We start from the raw sequence: 22,023 nt of genomic DNA on the forward strand, positions 1-22,023 counted from the left end.
TCGAAGTGGCCGCTGAGCAGGACCGCCCGAGCCAAGTAGTTCGCTAGCGAGAACTGCTCTGGGTCGGTTGAGAAGTCGATGAAGTCGCTGGCCGCCATGAGCCAGGTATCGGCCGATGCGCCGAGCTACCGATCTTGGTCGGCGGTGGGACAGGATGTTGGCCCGAGTCGGCTTCTAAGTGAAGGTTGTCGGTGGCGGTTGGGTTCTATCGGGTCTGCGTCATCGACGCGATCCTGGTGCACTCGCCAGCCGACTACGTCCGTCGACCCACGGTGCCTGCCGAGTCGCCGACCCTCGGACTGGGTCACCTGCAGTTCGAAGCCCTGATCACCACAGCCCGGAAGTCCTCGAACCCGAACGACTTCGCCCTGGTCGCGCTCTTGGGCCTGCTGTGACCACCATGCTCGACGCCGGCGTCAGCCTCCGCGACGTGCAGATCGCCGCCCGCCACGCCGGCCCCCGCACCACCATGCGCTACGACCGCGCCCGCAAGAACCTCGACCGACACCCCAACTACATCCTCGCCGCGTACATGGCCTCCGGGACGTAGCCAGCCTTCACGGCTCTGCCGATGTGCGTACTCCGCGTGGCCTGGCCAGCGCGACGCTCAGCCCGCGCCAGGGCGGGCCCCGGGTGGGTGTGTGGAGGCTGCCGACCTGATAGCGCAAACGGGTCACGGTCCATGAGCGCCGCCGACTGTGGCCCTGGGCGATAGCACCGACGGTTCAGCTCGACAGGGCCCACATACGCTGCCGGCGGCCACCCTCCGGCCGGGCACGGATCTAGCCGCGATCCGCGCGCCTGCAACCAGGGTGGAACCTCACAGCCGCTCAGCGACCTGATCCGGGATCTAGCCTGGACTGACTAGGATGCTGTCGACGCTCTGGTAAGCGATATCGGCCAGCACGGTATGTCGAGCGGCTGTCGGATTACCGGGGCTGCCTTCGCTCTGGCAGTCAACCGGCGCTTCGGTCCCGACACCATCCTGACCACCGTGCTACAGCTTTTCGCGCGTGCGTGGCGAAGCTCAGGGGCGGCTGACGTGCGTTCTGATGCCGCTGACGAAGGCGCTCCAGGAGACGGGGTCGAAGCTCAGGGTTCCGGCGGCGGGTGCCTTGGAGTCGCGTACGTCGATCTCACTGCCTCGATCGCGGACCTCGACGCACTGGCCGTTGTTGCCGGAACGGCTCGACGTACGCCAGACGTTACGCTCCATACTCGCTCAGCTCCTTGATGAACTTGATCGACTCGGCCGGCGACCTCGCCAGCATCCTCAGATTGTCGTACGCCGCCGACAGCCGCGCCAGGTCGTGGCTGGATTCGAGGAAGAGCTCACCGGCCAACGTCTCGATGTAGCCGAGTGGTGGTTCGTCCTGCTCGAAGCTGAGCAGGGCGAAGCCACCGCCGACCGCGAGGTGCGCGCCGGCTTCGAAGCGGAGCACCTGGATCGTGATGTTGGGCAGTTGACTCACCTTGACCAGGTGGTGAAGCTGCTCGCTCAGCACCTCCGGGCCGCCGACCTCGGTTCGCAGGGATGCCTCGGAGAGGATGGCGTGCAGCCGCAGCGGGGTCGGCTGCCGGTGCAGCACCTCTTGGCGGGTCATTCGGGCGCCGACGCGCTGGTCGACGGTTTCCGGGTCGGTCTCGCGGCCGATGATGTTGACCTCGCGGGCGTACCGCTCGGTTTGGAGTAGACCGGGCACGAGCATCGGCTCGAAGTTCTTGAGTTCGACGGCTTCGGTCTCGTAGGCGATGTATGTGGCGTACTTGCCGCCGATGCGCTGCCACCAGCCCTCTTCGCGCAGGTCACGGGCCAGCTCCAACAGCGACGTGCCGGGCTCTTCGTCGATCCGGATGCCGTAGGTGACAAGTAGTTCCATGACGTCACCGGGCCGGAGCTTGATCTCGCCGGACTCGAGCCGGCTGATCCGGGATGTCGAGCAGCGGACGAGCTTCGCGGTCTCCTCGCCGGTCAGTCCCTTGGCTTCGCGGAGCTTGCGCAGCTCCCGGCCGAGTCGACGGGATCGTGGCGTCGCTGGCGTAAATCGAGGCATGTAGTGATTCTGCACCAATCCCGACTAGTCGTCTGCATCGACTCACATGCAGATTTCCATTGATCATGGATTGATGCTTGCCTTGCATCATGTGATGCGCCAGCCTGGTTACGGTACGCAACGGATGTGGTCAGGGGTGTACGGTGCCGCCCCGGCTTCGCGATCTCGCTTGGAGGTGAGAGGACTCGTGCTTGTCGAGTTGGTGATGATGGTGCTCAGTGGGGTGCTGCTGGGCTTCGTGGCCGGGCTGTTAGCGTTCAAGGTGAAGTCGCGGTGGTGTCCGCGCTGCGGGACATACACCCACACCATGCCGCCAGCGGCGGGCAACCGATGAACCATCTTCACCGCCGCGACCACAACTCCGTACCCCTCGGACGACGGGTGGCTGAGCTGCGCGTCAACCGGGGCATGAGCCAGCAGGCCTTCGCCGATCGGCTCGGCAAGTCGAAGAGCTGGGTCGATAAGGTGGAGCGAGGGGTACGTCGGCTCGACCGCTACTCGGTGATCCGGGAGATCGCCGACGTGCTGCGCCTCGACCCCGAAGTCCTCCTCGGCCCACGCCGACCAACAGCGGCGACACCGAGCGTGGAAGGCGTCGACGCGATCCGCGCCGCCCTCGCCTCCTACCAGCAACGACCACTGCGCACCGCCACCGCCCAGCAGGCCAGCCGGCAGGTCGGCCACGCCTGGATGAGCTACCAGTACGCCCGCTACCCGCAACTCCTGGCCGCGCTACCTGGCCTGCTCGACACCACACGCGGGATGCGGAGCCTGCTGGTGTCCACGTACCGAATCACCGCCGGGGTGCTGATCAAACTCGACCACGCCGAGCTCGCCTGGCTCGCCGCCGACCGGGCCGTCACCGCCGCCGCCGAAGGCCTCACCCTCACCGCCGCCGCCACCATCGGCATCACCCAAGCCCTACGCGCCCTCGGCCACCACCACCTCGCCCTCACCGCCGCGATCACCGCCGCCGATACCGCAGACGACGACAACGTACGCGCAACCCTCTACCTCCAGGCCGCACTCGCCACCGCCAGCTACGGCGACCGCCGCAACACCCACGACCTCCTCGACTACGCCGCCAGCCTGGCCGATCGACGGGCCAACGACACCGACCCGCAGCACACCGGGTTCGGGTCGGGCGCCGTCGAATCGGCCCGATTCCTCGCCGCCCACTGCCTCGGCGACACCGCCGAAGCCCTTCACCGCCACGAACACGCCATCCGCAGCCACGGCTGGCGGCGGCTGCCGCCCGAGCATCGCGGCGCCCACCTCATCGACGCCGCTCGTGCGTACCTCGACACCGGCGACCCGGCCCAGGCCGGGCAGGCGCTCCTCGACGCCGACCGGATCGCGCCCGCCGAAGTCCGCAACCGGCCGGTCGCCCGTACCCTCCTCGCCGAGGTCATCCAACGCGGACCGGCAGCGGCCGACGTCGCGCGACTGGCCACCATCCTCGGCCTCACCCGATGACGGCGAGCAGTCGCCCATTACCGCGAACCCGGCCACCAGACCGGATGACCTCGTACGACACCCGATCCGAAAAAGAGTCGCTGTGGCCGACTTTGATACATGCCAGAGGTGGTTGTTACCCCACACCGGAACATCGGCGATTTTCTTTGTAACCAAGCCATTACAGCTCGCACACTCCTGTGTGTCATCTTCCGGTCGAATGGAGGAACACATGCGTCTCCGATCGTTCGTCAGCGCAGCGCTGGCTGCCGTCCTGGCCGCAGCCGGCGCACTCATGCCAGCGGCACCTGCCGCAGCGGCCACCGCTGACCGCTGGGGGTTCGCCTACGTCAAGGACCCCACCGTGCCGGTCTGGACCGTGCTTGACACCACCCGGCAGTGGGGAAGCTGGAAGACGGCATTCCCGGCCACCTGGGCCGACGGCATCAAGCTCGCACCTGGCCGATTCCAGGTCCGCTTCCCGCAGGTAGGCGCCGGCTCGCGGGGCGTGCCGCACGTGACCCCGGTGAACCGGAGCGGGCACTACTGCGAGGTGGTTCGCTGGGGCCAGTCCGGCGCCGACCAGATCGTCGACGTGCAGTGCCACAGGCCCGGCGGCACGCGCGAGGACACCCCGTTCACCGTCCTCTGGACGACCAGCTCGGGCGTGCTGCCGGCCGGCAACTCCCACGCGTACGTGCAGTGGGCTGGCGGCGCGATGACGCAGTCGTACAACTCCACGGGCATGGTGAACGCGGTCGGGGCGTTCGGCGTCGGACAGTACGCGGTGCGGCTGCCCGGGGTGGGGCTACCCGATTTGCTCGCCGGCAACGTGCAGGTCACCGCCGTGCAACCGAACGCCGCTCCCCGCCGATGCAAGGTCAACTCCTGGGGCCCGCTCAGCACCTACGTGCAGGTGGAGGTCTTCTGCTACGACCAGGCCGGCGCGTTCACCAACACCGACTTCGTCCTCTCGTACCACCGCCGGCGGTCGGTGATCGGCTCCTTCAGCCCGCCGACGTACATCGGATACGTGGGCACCGCCGTCGGCGGGCCGACCAACGACAACTCGATGGTCGGTGTCGGTGCCAACACGGTGGTGCCGCTGGCCCCCACCGGCCGATTCCTGGCGACTTTTCCGCAGATCGGCGTCAGGGAGACGCATGCCCAGGTCGTGGCGCAGGGCCCTGGCAGCAACTACTGCCATCTCACCCAACCCTGGTCGTACACCACTGATGTCGAGGTCGACGTGATCTGCTTCGACAACGCCGGCGTGATCACCCCCCACCGCTTCCTGGCCACCTTCACCTCCCGGGTATGACGCCGGTCAGCGTCGGCGGCGGGCCTCCTCCGGCCGCCGCCGACGCTGCGGCGAGCGGGCAGGAGCATCGAATTCGCCTGGCTGGATCGGCGAGCGGCGAGCAGACTGGCCTGGTGAGCTTCCTGCCCGGGCTGGAGTTGTCCCGGCGCTTCCATGCCGAGGTGGTCGCGCCCGTGCTCGGCCGGGAGTTCGCCGGCCTGCGGTACGCCGCCGGGCGCCTCGACGGCGGATCGGAGCTGCTCGGCCTGGACACGCCCCGCTCGACCGACCACGACTGGGGCTGCCGGGTGCAGCTGTTCGTGGGTCCGGCCGATCTGCCTCGGGCCGAGCAGGTGTTGGCTGCCGTGGAGGCCGCGCTGCCGGCCACGTTCCTCGGCCTGCCGACCCGTTTCGCCGAGGCGGAGGACGTGCTGTTCGGCGTCGCGGGGGAGAACGGCGCCCGGCACGGGGTGACGGTTCACGAACTGGGCGCCTGGCTGCGTGGCCGGCTGGGCTTCGATCCCGCACGGGGGGTGTCCACGCCGGACTGGCTGGCGGTGCCGACCCAGCGGCTGGCGGAGCTGACCGGCGGCGCGGTCTTCCACGACGGCCTCGACGGTGCGCTCACCCGAGCCCGTACGGCCCTGCGGTGGTATCCCGATGACGTGTGGCGGTACGTGTTGGCCGCCGGGTGGACCAGGGTGGCGCAGGCCGAGCATCTGCCGGGCCGGTGCGCCGAGGTCGGCGACGAGGTGGGCAGCCGGCGATCACCGACGCTGAACTGCGGGCGCGTCCCCTGACTGGGGCGGTCGACCAGTTCGTGCACAGCGTGGATGTACTCACGCACGCCGAACGGGCCCGCCGGGTGACCGACGCGCTGAACAGAGGGGCACCGGCTGGCCGCGCCGGCCCAAACGAGCGTTAAGCTGAGGAGGTGACTGTCGATCGGATCCTGCCCACCGACGAGGCCCACGACCTGCTGGAGTTGGCCACGGAACTCGCCGACCGGGAACTCGCCCCGAAGGTCGTCGAGTACGAGCAGCGCGGCGAGTTCCCCCGGGAGGTGCTGCGCACCCTGGGCCGGGCCGGTCTGCTCGGCCTGCCGTACCCCGAGGAGCACGGCGGCGCCGCCCAGCCGTACGAGGTCTACCTCCAGGTACTGGAGATCCTGGCCAGCCGCTGGCTCGCCGTCGCCGAGGCGGTGAGCGTGCACACCCTCTCCTGCTACCCGGTCGCCGCGTTCGGCACCGAGGAGCAGCGCAAGCTGCTGCCCGCCATGATCGGCGGCGAGCTGCTGGGCGCGTACTGCCTCTCCGAGCCGCAGGGTGGTTCGGACGCCGCGGCGCTCACCACAAAGGCGGTCCGCGACGGGGACGGGTACGTGGTGACCGGCACCAAGGCCTGGATCACCCACGCTCAGGTGGCCGACTTCTACAACATCTTCTGCCGCACCGGCGGCCCGGGCGCGCGGGGCGTCTCCTGCCTGCTCGCCGACCGGGCCACGCCCGGCATCCACCCGCAGGCCGCCGAGCGGACCATGGGCCTGCGTTCCTCGCCGGTGGCGCAGATCGCCTTCGACGACGCCCGGGTTCCGGCGGACCGGCTGATCGGTGGCGAGGGCAAGGGCTTCACCATTGCCATGTCCGCCCTGGACTCCGGCCGGCTCGGCATCGCCGCCTGCGCGGTCGGCCTGGCCCAGGCGGCGCTGGACTACGCGGTGGAGTACGCCCGGCAGCGCCAGCAGTTCGGCCGCTCGATCATCGACTTCCAGGGCCTCGGGTTCACCCTGGCCGACCTGGCCACCCAGATCTCCGCCGCCCGGGCGCTGACGCTGGCCGCGGCGCGGCTGCGCGACGCCGGTCGGCCGTACTCGATCGAGGCGGCCAAGGCGAAGCTCTTCGCCACCGACATGGCGATGCGGGTGACCACGGACGCGGTGCAGGTGCTCGGCGGGGCGGGCTACGTGGCCGACCACCCGGTGGAGCGGTACATGCGCGAGGCAAAGGTGCTCCAGATCGTCGAGGGCACCAACCAGATCCAGCGGCTGGTGATCTCCCGCGCCCTGGCGAAGGGCTGACCGAGCGAGGTCCGGGGCAACCAACGAGACCCTGGTGACGGGCTGACCGAGCGCGGTCGTCCGCCCGCCGAACGTGACGCTCGGCGGGCGGGTCGTCGCGCCGGCGGCTCGTACCCGGTAAGTTTGCACGCCGTGGAGGAGATCGACCGCGCCATCGTCGCCGCGCTGACCACTGACGGCCGGCTGTCGTACACGGACCTCGCGGAGAAGGTCGGGCTGTCCGTCTCCGCGGTGCACCAGCGAGTGCGCCGGCTGGAGCAGCGCCAGGTGATCAAGGGTTACGCCGCGCGGGTCTCCTTCGAGGCGCTCGAGCTGCCGCTTACCGCGTTCGTGGCGATCCGCCCGTTCGACCCGTCGCAGCCCGACGACGCGCCGGAACGGCTGGCCCACCTGCCGGAGATCGACTCGTGCTACTCGGTGGCGGGCGACGACTTCTACCTGCTCTTGGTCCGGGTGGCCGGTCCGGCGGACCTGGAGCGGGTGCTTCAGGAGATCCGCACCTCCGCCAATGTCACCACCCGGACCACGGTGGTGCTCTCCACCCCGTACGAGCACCGTCCGCCGCAGGTCGGTCCGGACACCCTGACCCACCGGCGCCGCGGCGGTTCGACCGAACCCGCGGGTTGACCGACCCAACCCTGCGGTTGGTGGCGACTGATGGTGACCGAGCACTCACCCCCGGGACCCCTGCGATCTGGTCGAACGCGCCTAGCAGGGCGAAAACCGAGCCACCCCCGGTGCGGTCGATCCGCCTCGGGCGGGGCTAGGATCCAAGCCGAATTCTGCGTGAGCACGACCTGGACGAGGTGTCGGCGCCGAGCCAACAGCGGGTGTCGACACCTGTTGCTGCAGTGCCCAGGCCGTCGCACGCGGCCTGCAAGGGGAGGATGAGATGTACCGATCGACACGATTGCGGCTCACCTGTACGGTGCCCGGGGTCCGCGCATGACCCGCATCCTCATCCGCGCCGGCAAGAGCCCGCTGACCGTGCTGTCGCACGAGCAGAGCCTGGCCGCGTCGAGGCTGGGCGTCTTCGGCTCGAACTCCGGCAACATGCTCTTCTACAGCGCGGTGTTCCGGGTCATCAGCGTGCCCGGCGCCGAGGTGGTTGCCAACTCGTACGTCCACGAACGTCCGATCCACCTCGGTCGGTACATCCAGCGGACGAATGAGGAGTTCGACCGGTTCGTTCTGCCGATGGCGAACTCCTACCGGGACACCTTCCTGCCGCATCTGGAGCGGCTCGCGAAGGTCATCGAGAAGCTGAAGATTCCGGTCACCGTGGTCGGCATCGGTGCCCAGCTGCCCTACGGCACCGACTTCGACACGCTGCCCGACGAGTACAAGCGGGTGGTCAAGCGGTTCACCAAGGCCGTCCTGGACCGCTCCGCCTCGATCGGGGTGCGCGGCGAGTACACCGCCCGCATGTTGAAGTATCTGGGCTTCGGCGACGAGCACGTGCGCGTGATCGGGTGCCCGTCGATGTTCGGCAACGGTCCGCTGGGACCGCTGGTGCGCAAGGTCGACCGGTTGTCGTACGACAGCCCGCTGGCCATCTCCTACACCCCGAAGGTCAAGGGGGTCGACCGGCTGGTCGAGGCGAACACCAACCGCTACCCCAACAGTGTCATCGTGCCCCAGCAGCATCACCGGCTGGCGCTCATGCTGTGGGGGGAGAACCCGGCCCGGCTCACCAACCGGCGGATGCCGGTGCACACCGAGCACCCGCTCTACGAGAACGACCGGATGCGCTTCTTCGTCGACGCGTCGACCTGGGTCGAGTTCATGGCCCAGCAGCACTTCGCCTTCGGTACCCGTATCCACGGCAACGTCGCCGGCGTGCTGGCCGGTACGCCCTCGGTGGTGCTGGCACACGACTCCCGCACCGTCGAACTCTCCGAGTACCACGGCATCCCCTACCGCCTCTACGCTGACCTGCCGCCGGACGTCGACGCGCAGCGGCTCTACGAGGAGGCCGACTTCGACGCCTTCCAGCCACGGCAGGCCGAGACCTTCGCGTCCTACGTGAAGTTCCTGGAACACAACGACATCGAGCACGTCTTCCAGCCGGGCAAGGCGAACCCGGAGTACGACAAGGCGCTGGCGGACGCAAAGTTCCCCGGGCCGGTCCACACGCTGATGGCCTCCGACGTCGTCGGGCGTCGCCAGGTGATGTCCCGTCTGCGCTGGCTGCGGCAGGGCCACGAGGGCGATATGGAGCGGTCCGCGTACGCATTCGAACCACCGTTCCGCGAGCCGCGCGGACAGCAGTCGCTCGAGGAGCGGGTGACCCGATTGGAGCAGGAGCTGAAGGTGCAGCAGAACTTCCTGGCCAGCTGGCGGGGCCGGGTGAGCCGGGCACTGCGGATCGGCCCGTCGTCGGTGGGGGTTCGGCGGTGACGCCGGGGCGCTCCGGGGTCGGTGAATGGCTGACCGGTCGACTGCCCGTCCTGGCGGCCGAGGTGGCGGCCGTCGTCGCGTTGCTGTTGGCGGCGGTGGGTAACTCTCCCTTCTGGGCGCTTCCCCCCGCCCTGATCGCGGTCGGACTGCTGGCCTGGGAGTGGCGGGACGGGCTGCGCGCCGGCCGGATCACCGGCGAGGAGACCGTGGTCGCGCGGCTGCTGCTGCTCGCCACCGGGTACCTGGTCGGCGCGGTGCACGGCAATCTTGATCCCTTCCTGGCCGTCGGCGTCGGCATCGCCGCCGTGGCGATTCTCGGCGAGTCGCCGATGATGAAGGTGTCCCGCTCCGTCTACCCGGTCTCGGCCAACCTGCCGGGCAGCGCGCTGCGCCCGCCGCTGCGCCCCAACACGAGCCGGGCGGTGCTGGTCAACAGCGTCGCGGTGCTCGCGGCACTCGTATGCGGGTTCTCCGGTCTGATCGGGGTGGTGGCGCTGGCGGTGTCGGTGGCGGCGCTCGGCCTGCTCGGGTTCACCGGGTGGCAGGCGGTCACCCGGGTGCGGGCCCGGCACCGCAGCGAGGCGCGGTTGACCGCCGCGCTTACCGCGCACGAGCCGGCATTCGTCGTGCACTGGGAGGCGCCGGCCGCGACCGGCTACCAGGTCGCGATGTGGCTGCCCTATCTGGAGCGTCTCGGCAAGAAGTACTTCGTGCTGGTGCGCAGCGAAGCCAATTTCAACGAGGTGCTGCGGCTGACCACCGCACCGGTGGTGTTCCGGGCCGGCCTGACCGAGCTCGACGACGTCGTCGTCCCGTCGTTGAAGGCCGCCTTCTACGTCAACACCGCGACGAAGAACTGCCACCTCATCCGCTACACCGGGCTCAAGCACATTCAGCTCAACCACGGTGACAGCGACAAGGTGCCGAGTCACAACCCGGTGTTCCGGATGTACGACAAGAACTTCGTCGCCGGCCAGGCGGCGATCGACCGGTTCGCGGCGAACGGCGTGCACATGCCGGCGGAGATGTTCACCATCGTGGGACGTCCGCAGGTGGAGAACGTCGCCATCGCCAGTGAACCGATCGCCGCGATCACCAGCCCTCGGGTCCTCTACGCGCCGACGTGGTCGGGTTTCTACGCCGACTCGAACTACTCGTCGCTGCCCGTCGGCTACGACATCATCAAGGCGCTGCTGGCGCGTGGGTGCAGTGTCGTGTTCCGGCCGCACCCGTACTCCCAGCGGTCGGCCGCGTTGACCGCCGAGTGCGCGCGGATCCGGACGCTGCTGGCCGAGGACCGCCGGACGAGCGGGCGACCGCACGTCTTCGGGCCCCAGGCCGAGGTGAAGATGTCGGTGATGGACTGCTTCAACGCCTCGGACGTGCTGGTCTCGGACGTGTCGAGCGTGGTGGCCGACTACCTCTACTCGGAGAAGCCGTTCGCCATGGTCGCGGTCTCGGTGCCAGCGGAGCGGTTCACCGACGCGTTCCCGCTCGCGCGGGCGGCCTATGTGATCGACGCGCACGGGGGCCAGGTGAAGGGGCTCGAGCAGGTCCTGGACGATCTGCTCGGCAGCGATCCGCTCGCCTCCACCCGGCACGACCTCAAGAAGTACTACCTCGGGGACCTTCCCTCGGAGGGGTACGCGCAGCACTTCCTGGACGAGGCCGGTCGCTACGTCTGAACCATCCGGACGTACGGCTCCGGCCCTGGCGTGCCACGCCAGGGCCGGAGCCGTCGGAAGGCACCGTGTCTCGGCTGAATGCGGCGCCTAGGAAAGGGCTGCCGCAAGGTCGGTAGCGGCCTCATACGCGGCAGCAGCCCGGGTGGCTTCGTCCGTGCTCAGCGCGACACGGTCGACGCGGGCCAGCATCTCGGCCGCCGTGGCCGGATCGTTCAGGACCATCGCCACCTCAGCGCGGTAGACGAGCACCTCCACCAACGCGACCGGGTCGTCATCTGATTCGGGACGGGCCAATGCACTGTCAAGGATCCGGGCCGCCTGCCGGGCGTCCCCTCTGGAGTCGGACTGCACGACGGCGTTCGCCATCGCCTTGCTCAACCGCCCAGTCGGTGCCGGCGCGGGGGAGGCCGGGGCGTTCTGGAAGACGCGGATCCAGTTGCCGCCTGGATCGATGACGCTGAAGCCGCTCAGCCCGTCGGCGTTCTTCCGTGCCCGGGGCCGGGTCATCCGAGGCGTCCCGGAGACCAGTACCTTGCCGTACGCGGCGCGCATTCCCGCCGCGAAAGCCCGGTACAGCTGCCCCGTGTCCGGGGTCAGCACGATACACGAACCGTAGGACTGCGCCGGATCGAAGCCCGCGATCTCGAAGAACTGCAGCTGTAGATCTTCACGTTGCAACCCTGCGGCCGGGTTGGGCTTGCGCTGCTTGTAAGTGGTGTGGAAACCGAGCACCTCGTAAAAAGCGACGATGTCGTCGATGGACGGGCAGGGCAGCAGGGGAACGGTTATCTCGTTGGTCACCCGTACTTCGTAGCCGTCGTGAATGGGCACACGCACATGGAAATGGCCGATCGTCAGCCACAGGTGACCGAACGGCCGATGCCGCGCGAACTGCTCTGGTCGAATACCTAGATCAATCGCTTACCGTTGTCTTCGGTCTGGGAACTACGGACGGCCCTTTCGGCACGCACTGCCGCCGCCGCGCGGGCGGAGTCGTTCACGCTGCACGCGCCGCAGAGGTGTGGATCAGTGGCGCGTCGCCGTGGTGCCGGCCTCGGCGGCCGGGGGAGGGGGCTGGTTCCACCGTACGACGACCCGTCGCCCGTGTTCGGTGCCGAGCAGGCTGAGGGTGGCGGTGTCCAGGCGGAGCAGTCCGCCGGCCGAGGGCGGCAGGCCGACCCAGCGGGCGGCCAGCACGCGGAGCGAGTGCGCGTGCCCGACCAGGGCCACGGAACCCCGGTCGAGTAGCGGATGCACTTTGGTGAGCATCCGGTCGAGGCGTTCGCCGACCTCGGTGGGGGACTCGCCGCCGGGGCAGCCGTCGGCCCAGACGCTCCACCCGGGCCGCTCCTCGTGGATTTCGGCGGTGGTGCGTCCCTCGTACTCGCCGTAGTTCCATTCGGCCAGGTCCTCGTCGGTGCCGGTGACGGTCAGCCCGGCCAGCTGCGCGGTACGCAGCGCCCGGAGGCGAGGGCTGGTCAGCACCGCGACGAACTGCCGGCCGGCGAGGGCGGCACCGAGCGCGTGGGCCTGCCGTTCACCGTCGGGGGTGAGTTCGAGATCGGTGTACGACGTGTGTCGGCGGCTGGCGCTCCAGGTGGTCTCGCCGTGCCGAATCAGCGTGATCTGCCCCATCCGCCCAGTTAACCACCAGGTCGTCCAGCGGAGTGAGCCCGTCCTGCCCGCGGAGATCGACCGGATCTCACCTAGCATCCTAGGATGCGCTACGCGATGTGCGCCCGCACACGGGTTTCCGCCCAGGCCACAAGGGGACACCAGAAGGGCAGGACGAACTGCCGGAGAAGTTGAGGAGGCGACATGAGCTTCACCGACAAGGCGAAGAACAAGGTCGAGCAGATGAGCGGTGCCGCCAAGGAGCGCATCGGCGACATGACGGACAACGAGCGCATGCGCGCCGAGGGTGCCAGCGAGCAGAGTGCGGCCCGCGCGCGTCAGGCCGGGGAGAACGTCAAGGACGCCGGCCGGAACGCCAAGGATTCCTTCACCAGGTGACCGCAGCGACGACAGGGGCCGCCGGATGATCCGGCGGCCCCTGTCCGTGGGTCGGGTGGGTCAGTCGTCGCGGTGGGCGTGCCACCACCGTTGCCCGGCCTCGGGCAGCGTGTCGATCGGGTCGTAGTAGGCGTAGCGCTTGTTAAGTGCCGCCAGGTCGGCCGACTCGATGGAGGTGCGGTAGTTCTTCGTCCAGTAGGAGATGCCGCGTTCCCGGTCGTACTCGGTGATCATGTGCACCCAGCGCTTGCCGACGAACGGCACGTCGCAGACGATCCGCGGGGTGGCGTAGCCGGGCAGGTAGCCCATGATGTCGTGCTGGAGCTGCTGGGCGTACCAGACCGGGACCCGCCAGTGTTCGGCGTTCGGGATCATGTCGCACATGTAGAAGTAGTACGGCAGGATGCCGGCTTCGCCCTGTAGCGCGAAGCAGAGGTCGAGCAGGTCGGTGCTGGTGGCGTTGACGCCGCGCATCAGCACGCCCTGGTTGCGGACGTCCCGTACGCCGACGTCGAGCGCGGTCTGGGTGGCGCGGGCGACAAGCGGGGTGAGTGACTGTGCGTGGTTGACGTGGGTGTGGATCGCCAGGTTGACGCCGCGTCGGGCGGCGGTGCGGGCGACCCGTTCGAGGCCCTCGACGACGTCGGGCTGGAGCCAGTGCTGGGGCAGGCCCATGAATGCCTTGGTGGCCAGTCGGATGTCGCGGATGGTCTCGATCTCCAGCAGGCGCATCAGGTAGGACTCGAGGTTGCGCCAGGGCACGTTTGCGACGTCGCCGCCGGAGACGACCACGTCGCGGACGCCGGGGTGGGCCTTGAGGTAGGCGATGTGGGCGTCGTAGCGGTCGACCGGTTTGAGGGTGAGCTTCAGCTTGTCGACGGTGGGGGTGGAGTTGCCGACCAGGTCCATGCGGGTGCAGTGGCCGCAGTACTGGGGGCAGGTGGAGAGCAGTTCGGCGAGGACCTTTGTGGGGTAGCGGTGGGTGAGGCCCTCGGCGACCCACATGTCGTGCTCGTGAAGTGAGTCGCGGCTGGCGTACGGGTGCGACGGCCAGTCGGTGCGCCGGTCGGAGGCGACCGGGATCATGTAGCGCCGGATGGGGTCGGCGAGGAGCGCCTCGGTGGTCGGCACGCTGGTCGGCACCATGGTGTTGATCATCTGTGGCGGGACCAGCATGGACATGGTCGCCAGGGCGCGTTGGTCGGCTTCGAGGTCGGCGTAGAAGGTCTCGTCGACGGTGTCACCGAGCACGGTGCGCAGCTGTTTGATGTTCTTGATGCAGTTGACGCGCTGCCACTGGGCGTTCTCCCACTGGTCGCGGGTGACGTGGCGCCAGCCGGGGAAGCGGGTCCAGTCGGGTTCGACGAGTGGGCTGCGGCGGTATTCGTACGGTTGGCCGGTGCTGGGGGCGGGGGCCGGCTGGGGTGCCGGGATGCTCTGCACCGGCGGGTGGGTCTGGGTCACGGCCCCTCCTCTGGCTGGTTTGGTTGATCAGCGGACCGAAGGCTACTGGAAAATCTCCGGCGAAGAAATTAGTCTGCCGTAAGTTTTCCCGCCACGCGACTTCTGATCGAAGCTTCGGGCGGCCGGACAGGGGAGGTCGGCGTGACATCACCGGTGGGTCTGCACCGTGTCGTGGAACCGGCGGGGGTGCTGCCGCAGGCTGCCTGGCGGCTGGACGCGCGGCCGGAGATCGCGCCGAACGAGGTGCGGATCCGGGTCGAGCGGCTGAACCTGGACGCGGCGAGTTTCCGCCAGTTGTGGGAGAAGCACGCCGGTGACGGCGACGCGGTGCGCGCCGAGGTGCTGGAGATCATCTCGGCGCGGGGAAAGATGCAGAACCCGGTGACCGGGTCGGGCGGCATGCTGATCGGCACGGTCGAGGAGGCCGGCCGGCGGTCTCCGCTGGGCTTCAAGCCGGGTGAGCGGGTGGCGACGCTTGTGTCGTTGACGCTGACTCCGCTGGTGATCACCGACGGGTTGGCGCGTTGGGACGGGCGTAGCGAGCAGGTGCCGTGCGACGGCTGGGCGATTCTGTTCGCGCGGTCGATCGCGGCGGTGCTGCCGGAGGATCTGGATCCGCTGTTGTCGCTGGCGGTGCTGGACGTGTGTGGGGCGCCGGCGTTGACCGACCGGGTGGTGTCGCGGTGTGTGGCCGAGCGGGCGGCGCGGGGCGGCGGGCCGGTGTCGGTGGCGGTGGTCGGTGGGGCGGGCAAGAGCGGTTCGCTGTCGTTGGCTGCGGCACGGCGGGCGGGTGCGGGTCGTACGGTCGGGGTGGTGCCGGTGGCCGCGGAGCGTGACGCGCTGGTGGCGGCGGGTCTGGCGGATGTGGTGGCGGTGGCCGATGCGCGGGATCCGGTGGCGCTGTCGACGGCTGTGACGTCGGCGTTGGGGGTGCCGGCGGATGTGACGGTGGTCTGCGTGGACGTGCCGGGTTGTGAGCACGGGGCGGTGTTGGCGACCGCGGACGGCGGGACGGTGATCTTTTTCTCGATGGCGACGAGTTTCGCGGCGGCGGCGTTGGGTGCGGAGGGCCTGGCGGCGGACGTGACGATGCTTGTCGGCAACGGGTACGTGCCGGGGCACGCGGAGTTGGCGTTGGGGCTGTTGCGGGGTGAGCCGGGGGTGCGTGGCCTGTTCGAGGCTCGGCTGGCGGCAGACTGAGGCCATGACGAAGAACCCCTCGACGTTGTATCGCGGTGGCGCGCTGTTCTGTCCGGCGGAGCCGTCGGCGACGGCGCTGTTGGTGCGGGACGGGCGGATCGCCTGGTTGGGTGCGGACGCGGACGCTCCGGTCGCGGACCGGGTGGTGGAGTTGGGCGGGGCGTTGGTGACGCCGGCGTTCGTGGACGCGCACGTGCATGTGAGTGACACCGGGCTGGTGTTGTCGGGGTTGGATCTGTCCGGGGTGCGCTCGGCGGGTGAGTTGTTGGACGCGGTGGCGGTGTTCGCGGCGGGTCTGCCGGGGGATGCGGTGGTGTTGGGGCACGGCTGGGACGAGTCGACGTGGGCGGTGCCGCAGCCGCCGGGGGCGGCGGAGTTGGATCGGGCGGCCGGTGGGCGGCGGGTGTATCTGTCGCAGGCGTCGGTTCATTCGGCGTTGGTGTCGTCGGCGTTGTTGGCGGCGTGTCCGGAGGCGGTGGCGGCGCCGGGGTTCGACGGGTCGGGGTGGCTGCGGCGGGATGCGCATCATGTGGTGCGGGCGGCGGCCCGGACGTCGGTGACGCGGGCGCAGCGGGTTGCGGCGCAGCGGGTGGCGTTGGCGCGGGCGGCGGCGTTGGGGATCGCTGCGGTGCACGAGTGTGGTGGGCCGGAGATCTCCGACGAGGCGGATTTCATCGGGTTGTTGGCGCTTTCGGGTGCGGGTGTGCCGGAGGTGTACGGCTACTGGGGTGAGTTGGGTGGTGCGGCGCGGGCGCGGGAGTTGGGTGCGGTGGGTGCCGGTGGTGATCTGTTCGCCGATGGTGCGCTGGGGTCGCGGACGGCGCATCTTTCGCAGCCGTACGTTGATGGTGCGGGGTGTGGTGACGGTTATCTGAGCGCGGAGCAGGTGCGTGATCATTTGTTGGATTGCGCGGCGCACGGGTTGCAGGGTGGTTTCCATGCGATCGGGGATGCGGCGATCTCGACGGTGTTGGCGGGTTTCGCGGGTGCGGCGCAGCGGTTGGGTACGGAGGCGGTGCGGGCGGCGCGGCATCGGGTGGAGCATGCGGAGTTGATGGATCGGCGGTTGATCGCCGGGTTTGTGGAGTACGGGGTGGTGGCGTCGATGCAGCCGGCGTTCGACCGGTTGTGGGGTGGCGCGGGTCGGATGTATGAGGCGCGGTTGGGGTTGGCGCGGTCGTTGGGGTCGAATCCGATGGGTGCGATGCATGCGGTGGGGGTGGCGTTGGCGTTCGGTTCGGATTCGCCGGTGACGCCGTTGGATCCGTGGGGTTCGGTGCGGGCGGCGGTGGCGCATCACAATCCGGTGCAGCGGATGAGTGTGCGGGCGGCGTTCGCGGCGCATACCCGGGGTGGGTGGCGGGCGGTGCGGCGGGACAGTGCGGGGGTGTTGGCGTTGGGGGCGCCGGCGACGTTCGCGGTGTGGTCGACGCCGGCGGGGGTGGAGCGGGGGTTGCCGGTGTTGCAGTCGCCGGATCCGGAGTTGCGGGGGGTGGCTGATCCGACGCCGTTGCCGGTGTGCCGGGCGACGGTGCTGCGTGGCGAGGTGATCTATGAGCAGGGGATGGCGTGATGGGGAAGCTTGATCTGGATCCGGCGTTGGTGGCGCGGGCGCGGGAGTTGGCGCGTCGGGCCGGGGGGCCGGTGGTGGAGTTGGCGCGTGGGCATACCACGGTGTCGGTGGAGCGGGCGGTGTTGCGGCTGGCCGGGGTGGCTGGTGCGGATCCGGATGGTATTCCGTGGGTGAACCGTCTGGTGGATGCGGTGGTGGCGGATGTGGGGTTGGGGCATGGGGTGGCGGTGCCGGTGTTCGATGCCCTGGCTCGGGAGGGCGTTGCGGATGTGACGTTGCTGGCGCAGAAGGCGGCGGCGGGGTCGGTGCGGTTCGGGTTGCCGACTGGTCGGGCCGAGTCGGTGGCGCGTCGGGCGGCGCGGAAGGCGGTGGGTGCGGGGGTTCGGCGCATCGACCGGCGGCGGGTGGAGCGGGAGCGGCTGGTGCGGCGGTACGGGGATCCGGCGCAGCGGCCGTGGATTTATCTGATCGTGGCGACGGGGGACATCTACGAGGACATTCCGCAGGCGCAGGCTGCGGCGCGGGCCGGTGCGGATGTGATTGCGGTGATCCGGTCGACGGGTCAGTCGTTGTTGGACTATGTGCCGGAGGGGGCGACGCGGGAGGGGTTCGCCGGGACGTACGCGACGCAGGAGAACTTCCGGTTGATGCGGGCGGCGTTGGATGAGTCGTCGCGGGAGTTGGGGCGGTATGTGCGGTTGACGAATTATGCGTCTGGGTTGTGCATGCCGGAGATGGCGACGCTTGCGGGTCTTGAGCGGTTGGACATGATGCTCAACGACTCGATGTACGGGATTTTGTTCCGGGACATCAATCCGGTGCGGACGTTCGTGGATCAGCGTTTTTCGCGGCAGGTGCATGCGCGTGCCGGGATCATCATCAACACGGGTGAGGACAACTATCTGACCACTGCGGATGCGGTGGACGAGGCGCATACGGTGACGGTGTCGCAGCTGCTGAACGAGTATTTTGCGCATGAGGCGGGGTTGGCGGACTGGCAGTTGGGGTTGGGGCACGCGTTCGAGATCAATCCGGATGTGCCGGAGTCGTTGCGGTTGGAGTTGGCGCATGCGTTGTTGGCGCGGGAGTTGTTTCCGGATGCGCCGTTGAAGTGGATGCCGCCGACGAAGCACATGACCGGTGACGTGTTCCGGGGCAACCTGCTGGATGGGTTCTTCAATCTGGTGGGGGCGATGACGGGGCAGGGGATTCTGCTGGTGGGGATGATGACGGAGGCGGTGGTGACGCCGTGGTTGTCGGATCGGGACATCGCCCTGCAGAACGTGCGGTACGTGTTGGGTGCGGCGGGTGGGTTGCATGAGGATTTCGTGCCGGCGCCGGGTGGGTTCATTCAGCAGCGTGCCAATCGGGTGCTCGGTGAGGCGGTGGAGTTGTTGGAGCGGATCGGGGAGCAGTCGTTGTTGTCGGCGATCGCCGAGGGCACGTTCGGGATCATGAAGCGGCCGGCGGATCGGGGGAAGGGTCTGGACGGGGTGGCGCGGCACGAGGCGGGTTACTACAACCCGGTCACCGAGATTCTGGAGGGTGGTGCGGCGTGAGCGGGAAGGCGGTTGTGCGGCCGTACGGGGACACCACCGGTGACGGGATGGTGCAGGTGTCGTTCACGTTGCCGGTGCCGCATGACAAGCGGGCCGAGGGTGCGGCGGTGCAGTTGGCGAACAGGATGGGGATCGATCCGGCGTTGGTGGTGCACGCGAAGCAGATGGGTGAGGGGTTCACGTTCTTCGTGGTGTACGGGCGGGTGAACCATCTGGTGGACCTGTCGGCGGTGCGGGTGGTGGAGCGGGACTTTCCGTTGTTGTCCGCCAAGGAGGTCAATGCGGTGGTGAAGCGGCGGCTGCGGCGGAAGTTGTCGGTGGTGGGTGCGTGTATCGGTACGGATGCGCACACGGTGGGCATCGATGCGATTCTCAACGTCAAGGGGGTGGCGGGGGAGAAGGGCCTGGAGTATTACCGGGAGTTGAAGGTCACGAATCTGGGTGCGCAGGTGAGTGTGCCGGAGTTGGTGGAGGTGGCGCGGCGGGAGCGGGCCGATGCGGTGTTGGTGTCGCAGGTGGTGACGCAGCGGGACGCGCATCTGCACAACACGCGGGAGATGTCGGCGGCGTTCCGGGAGGCGATGTCGGTGGGGCGGCGGCCGTTGCTTGTGGTGGGTGGGCCGCGGTTCGACGAGTCGCAGGCCGCCGAGTTGGGGGTGGATCGGATTTTTGGTCGGGGTACCACGCCGGGTGAGGTGGCGTCGTATCTGGTCCATGCGTTGATCATGGAAAAGCAGGCGTTGGCGACGGACAAGAAGGCGAAAAGTGATGGCTGATTCCCGGGTCGGGTTGACGGTGACGCACCGGCGCTATGTGCCGTATTCGCATGCGCACTACGCGGGGAGTCTGGTGGACGGGGCGTACGCGTTGGGGTTGTTCGGGGATGTGGCCACGGAGGTGTGTATCCGTACCGATGGCGACGAGGGGTTGTTCGCCTCGTACTCGGATGTGCAGTTCCGGGCGGCGGTGCGGGCCGGGGACGTGTTGGAGGTGGTGGCGACGGTGACGCGGGTGGGTAGTCGCAGCCGCACGCTGGACTTCGAGGCGCGGGTGGTGTGTCGGGGCCGGCCGGAGCGGGGTGAGTCGGCGGCGGAGGTGTTGGCTGAGCCGATCGTGGCGGTGACGGCGACCGGCACGGTGGTCGTTCCCGCGTCGTCGTGAACGTCGCGGTCTGCGCCGACGTCGGTTCCACGTACACGAAGGTCGCGGTGGTGGACCTCGACGGTGGTGGTTTGGTGGGGGCGGCGGCGGCGCCGACCACTGTCGGTACGGATGTGTTGCACGGGTTGCAGGCCGCGGTGTCGGCGGCGACGGCGGGGCTGATGGTGCGGGACGTGCCGTGGTTCGTGTGTTCGTCGGCGGGGGGTGGGCTGCGGCTGGCGGTGGTCGGCTATGAGTCGTTGGTGACCGCGCGGGCGGGTCGGCGGGTGGGCCTGTCGGCGGGGGCGGACGTGGTGCACGTGGCGGCGGGGCGGCTGGGTCGGGCGGAGCTGACGGCGTTGCGGGCGGCGCGTCCGGATGTGGTGTTGCTGGTGGGGGGCACCGACGGTGGGGATGCCGAGACGTTGACCCACAACGCGACGCGGTTGGCGCGGGCCCGGTGGCGGGTGCCGGTGGTGCTCGCCGGCAACGTCGATGTCCGTGCCGGGTTGCATGCCGTGCTGGCGGGGGCGGGGGTGCCGGTGACGGTGGCGGACAACGTGTTGCCGCGGATCGGGGTGCTGGCGCCGGGGTCGGCGCGTTCGGCGATCCGGGAGGTGTTTCTGCGGCACGTCATCGGCGGTAAGCGGCTGTCGCGGGGTGGCCGGTTCGCGCGGTTGGTGCGGGCGGCCACGCCGGACGCGGTGTTGACCGGGGTGGAGGTGCTCGCCGACGTGGTCGGCGGTGACCTGGTGGTGGTGGATGTGGGTGGGGCCACCACGGATGTGTATTCGGTGTTGGTTCCGGACGAGCGGGCCGGTGGGCCGGGCCGGGAGGTGGCCGGGGAGTTGTGGCGGGCGCGGACCGTCGAGGGGGATCTGGGGATGCGGTGGAGCGCTCCGGGGGTGGTGCGCGCGGCGGTGGAGGAACGGCTGGTGGCGGCCGAGGATCGGGATGGGTTGGCGGCTGCGGCGGTGGCCCGGGCCACGGATCCCGGATTCCTGCCGGCGGACGCCGCCGGTCGGGCGGTGGACGCGCGGATCGCGGCGTTGGCGGCGACGGTGGCGGTGCGCCGGCACGCCCGTGGGGAGGGCACCGGGGAGCGGGCCGGGCGGGATCTGCGGGACGTGCGGTTGTTGGTGGGTTCGGGTGGGGTGTTGCGCCACGCCCGGCACAACGACGCGGCGGGGGTGCTGGACGCGGTGTTGGCCGACCATGCCGGGGGGTGGGCGGTGCCGAGGGCGGCGCGGCCGGTGGTGGATGTGGACTATGTGCTGGCGGCGGCGGGGTTGCTCGCCGTCGAGCATCCGGTGGCGGCGCGGGCGCTGCTGCGTCCGCTGCTCGGTTGAGTGGTCGCCTCGGGGGCCGGTGGACCGGGTCGTGGCGTGCCGGAATGGTCGCGGTGTGGTGCGACACGCCGAGGCGGTGCGGCGACTCGACGGGGGTGGGTTGACAAGGGCGGGGGTGGGCCACGTACCGTCTTTGAGTCCTACCACGGGAAGCGGCTGCTGTTCGCTTCGTCCCTTCGTCCGCTGGCCGAGCGACAGGTGCATGTCGGTCGCGGCGGCCAGGTCCAGCGGGCGGGGGTCGGCGGGGCGGCGCGAACCCGGCCGCGGTTACCGGTGTTCGGCAGGGTGAGGTGCGTGGCCAGTAGACAACGGCCTGACGGGGGCAGCCAGCCGCCGTCCGGTCGGTCCGAAGGTCGTCGTGCTCATTCTCGCCGCACCGGCCGGGAGGGGCCTGGGAGCATCGGGGCGCGGCGTGAGCCGCGCCCCGACTTCATGTCCGCTGTGGTGGTGGCGGCACTCCTGCGCTGGGCACCGGAGCCGGGCGGCTACGACCTGGTGTCGGCGCAGTTCATGCACCTGCCGCCGCAGCCCCGGCGGGAGCTGTTCGCGCGGCTGGCCGACGCGGTGGCACCCGGTGGGCGGCTGCTGATCGTCGGGCACCACCCGCGCGACCTGCGGACCACCGCCCGTCGCCTGCACTACCCGGAGATGATGTTCACCGCCGAGCAGGTGGCCGCGGAGCTGGACCCGTAGCGGTTCGAGGTGCTGGCGGCGCAGGCCCGCCCCCGCGCGGCGGTGGATCAGGACGGGCGCG

General features: G+C 69.5%; 23 protein-coding genes. 18 read left to right on the forward strand and 5 right to left on the reverse strand.

Annotated elements, in window-relative coordinates; all coding sequences use genetic code 11:
* Window positions 1-191: 191 nt before the first annotated feature.
* Complete coding sequence (locus tag AC507J_RS11450) at window positions 192-395, forward strand: hypothetical protein (RefSeq protein WP_496289087.1); 204 nt, start codon at window positions 192-194, stop codon at window positions 393-395.
* A gap of 5 nt (window positions 396-400) precedes the next feature.
* Window positions 401-550: a hypothetical protein gene (locus AC507J_RS11455; protein WP_496289088.1), complete on the forward strand. Its 150-nt coding sequence runs from the start codon at window positions 401-403 to the stop codon at window positions 548-550.
* Between the two features lie 477 nt (window positions 551-1,027).
* On the opposite strand, the gene AC507J_RS11460 is transcribed toward AC507J_RS11455, so the two are convergent.
* Window positions 1,028-1,216: a DUF397 domain-containing protein gene (locus AC507J_RS11460; protein ID WP_496289089.1), complete on the reverse strand. Its 189-nt coding sequence runs from the start codon at window positions 1,214-1,216 to the stop codon at window positions 1,028-1,030.
* On the reverse strand, window positions 1,206-2,054 hold the full coding sequence (locus tag AC507J_RS11465; protein WP_496289090.1) for a helix-turn-helix domain-containing protein: 849 nt from the start codon (window positions 2,052-2,054) through the stop codon (window positions 1,206-1,208). Before AC507J_RS11465 ends, AC507J_RS11460 begins: the two co-directional genes overlap by 11 nt.
* A 175-nt stretch (window positions 2,055-2,229) precedes the next feature.
* Between AC507J_RS11465 and AC507J_RS11470 the strand changes: the two genes are divergently transcribed.
* The 8 genes from AC507J_RS11470 to AC507J_RS11505 all read left to right on the forward strand — a co-directional run bounded on the left by AC507J_RS11470 (window position 2,230) and on the right by AC507J_RS11505 (window position 10,971).
* On the forward strand, window positions 2,230-2,388 hold the full coding sequence (locus tag AC507J_RS11470) for a hypothetical protein (RefSeq protein WP_496289091.1): 159 nt from the start codon (window positions 2,230-2,232) through the stop codon (window positions 2,386-2,388).
* Window positions 2,389-2,435: 47 nt separating this feature from the next.
* Window positions 2,436-3,530 carry a helix-turn-helix domain-containing protein gene (locus AC507J_RS11475; protein WP_496289092.1) on the forward strand — a complete coding sequence of 365 codons (1,095 nt, stop codon included), beginning with the start codon at window positions 2,436-2,438 and terminating at the stop codon, window positions 3,528-3,530.
* A 211-nt stretch (window positions 3,531-3,741) separates the two neighbouring features.
* Window positions 3,742-4,830, forward strand: a complete 1,089-nt coding sequence (locus AC507J_RS11480; RefSeq protein ID WP_496289093.1) for a hypothetical protein — start codon at window positions 3,742-3,744, stop codon at window positions 4,828-4,830.
* 113 nt (window positions 4,831-4,943) lie between these two features.
* Window positions 4,944-5,609, forward strand: a complete 666-nt coding sequence (locus AC507J_RS11485; protein WP_496289094.1) for a DUF4037 domain-containing protein — start codon at window positions 4,944-4,946, stop codon at window positions 5,607-5,609.
* Between the two features lie 134 nt (window positions 5,610-5,743).
* Entirely contained in the window at window positions 5,744-6,886 is a 1,143-nt protein-coding gene (locus AC507J_RS11490; RefSeq protein ID WP_496289095.1) for an acyl-CoA dehydrogenase family protein, read from the forward strand.
* 132 nt (window positions 6,887-7,018) lie between these two features.
* Window positions 7,019-7,513 (forward strand): Lrp/AsnC family transcriptional regulator, encoded by a 495-nt coding sequence (locus tag AC507J_RS11495; RefSeq protein ID WP_496289096.1) that lies wholly within the window; start codon window positions 7,019-7,021, stop codon window positions 7,511-7,513.
* 318 nt (window positions 7,514-7,831) lie between these two features.
* Window positions 7,832-9,286 (forward strand): polysaccharide pyruvyl transferase family protein, encoded by a 1,455-nt coding sequence (locus tag AC507J_RS11500; protein WP_496289097.1) that lies wholly within the window; start codon window positions 7,832-7,834, stop codon window positions 9,284-9,286.
* A complete protein-coding gene (locus AC507J_RS11505) occupies window positions 9,283-10,971 on the forward strand; it encodes a CDP-glycerol glycerophosphotransferase family protein (protein WP_496289098.1) in 1,689 nt (562 codons plus the stop codon). The genes AC507J_RS11500 and AC507J_RS11505 overlap by 4 nt, the downstream gene beginning before the upstream one ends.
* An 87-nt stretch (window positions 10,972-11,058) precedes the next feature.
* Here the strand turns inward: AC507J_RS11505 and AC507J_RS11510 are convergent, their stop codons facing one another.
* Together AC507J_RS11510 and AC507J_RS11515 are read right to left on the reverse strand one after the other, a co-directional pair.
* The gene (locus tag AC507J_RS11510) at window positions 11,059-11,772 is read right to left on the reverse strand and encodes a DUF8817 family protein (protein WP_496289099.1); all 714 of its coding nucleotides are present in this window, start codon (window positions 11,770-11,772) and stop codon (window positions 11,059-11,061) included.
* A 225-nt stretch (window positions 11,773-11,997) separates the two neighbouring features.
* A complete protein-coding gene (locus AC507J_RS11515) occupies window positions 11,998-12,606 on the reverse strand; it encodes a histidine phosphatase family protein (protein ID WP_496289100.1) in 609 nt (202 codons plus the stop codon).
* 183 nt (window positions 12,607-12,789) lie between these two features.
* Here AC507J_RS11515 and AC507J_RS11520 point away from each other — a divergent pair, with 183 nt between their 5' ends.
* Window positions 12,790-12,984 carry a CsbD family protein gene (locus AC507J_RS11520; protein WP_496289101.1) on the forward strand — a complete coding sequence of 65 codons (195 nt, stop codon included), beginning with the start codon at window positions 12,790-12,792 and terminating at the stop codon, window positions 12,982-12,984.
* A gap of 60 nt (window positions 12,985-13,044) precedes the next feature.
* Here AC507J_RS11520 and AC507J_RS11525 read toward each other — a convergent pair whose 3' ends face one another.
* On the reverse strand, window positions 13,045-14,448 hold the full coding sequence (locus AC507J_RS11525; protein ID WP_496289102.1) for a KamA family radical SAM protein: 1,404 nt from the start codon (window positions 14,446-14,448) through the stop codon (window positions 13,045-13,047).
* Window positions 14,449-14,589: 141 nt separating this feature from the next.
* On the opposite strand from AC507J_RS11525, the gene kdd reads away from it, so the two are divergent.
* The 7 genes from kdd (at window position 14,590) to AC507J_RS11560 (ending at window position 21,962) form a co-directional block, all read left to right on the forward strand.
* Window positions 14,590-15,648, forward strand: coding sequence for an L-erythro-3,5-diaminohexanoate dehydrogenase (gene kdd, locus AC507J_RS11530; RefSeq protein ID WP_496289103.1), 1,059 nt, complete (start codon window positions 14,590-14,592; stop codon window positions 15,646-15,648).
* Between the two features lie 4 nt (window positions 15,649-15,652).
* On the forward strand, window positions 15,653-17,221 hold the full coding sequence (locus tag AC507J_RS11535) for an amidohydrolase (RefSeq protein WP_496289104.1): 1,569 nt from the start codon (window positions 15,653-15,655) through the stop codon (window positions 17,219-17,221).
* On the forward strand, window positions 17,218-18,780 hold the full coding sequence (gene kamD / locus AC507J_RS11540; RefSeq protein WP_496289105.1) for a lysine 5,6-aminomutase subunit alpha: 1,563 nt from the start codon (window positions 17,218-17,220) through the stop codon (window positions 18,778-18,780). The genes AC507J_RS11535 and kamD overlap by 4 nt, the downstream gene beginning before the upstream one ends.
* Window positions 18,777-19,556 (forward strand): lysine 5,6-aminomutase subunit beta, encoded by a 780-nt coding sequence (gene kamE, locus AC507J_RS11545; RefSeq protein WP_496289106.1) that lies wholly within the window; start codon window positions 18,777-18,779, stop codon window positions 19,554-19,556. Before kamD ends, kamE begins: the two co-directional genes overlap by 4 nt.
* The gene (gene kal, locus AC507J_RS11550; RefSeq protein ID WP_496289107.1) at window positions 19,549-19,941 is read left to right on the forward strand and encodes a 3-aminobutyryl-CoA ammonia lyase; all 393 of its coding nucleotides are present in this window, start codon (window positions 19,549-19,551) and stop codon (window positions 19,939-19,941) included. Before kamE ends, kal begins: the two co-directional genes overlap by 8 nt.
* The gene (locus tag AC507J_RS11555; protein ID WP_496289108.1) at window positions 19,938-21,269 is read left to right on the forward strand and encodes a glutamate mutase L; all 1,332 of its coding nucleotides are present in this window, start codon (window positions 19,938-19,940) and stop codon (window positions 21,267-21,269) included. Before kal ends, AC507J_RS11555 begins: the two co-directional genes overlap by 4 nt.
* 432 nt (window positions 21,270-21,701) lie before the next feature.
* Window positions 21,702-21,962, forward strand: coding sequence for a hypothetical protein (locus tag AC507J_RS11560; RefSeq protein ID WP_496289109.1), 261 nt, complete (start codon window positions 21,702-21,704; stop codon window positions 21,960-21,962).
* The last annotated feature ends 61 nt before the right edge of the window (window positions 21,963-22,023 follow it).

The organism is Micromonospora sp. PRAS1 (genome assembly GCF_059553435.1).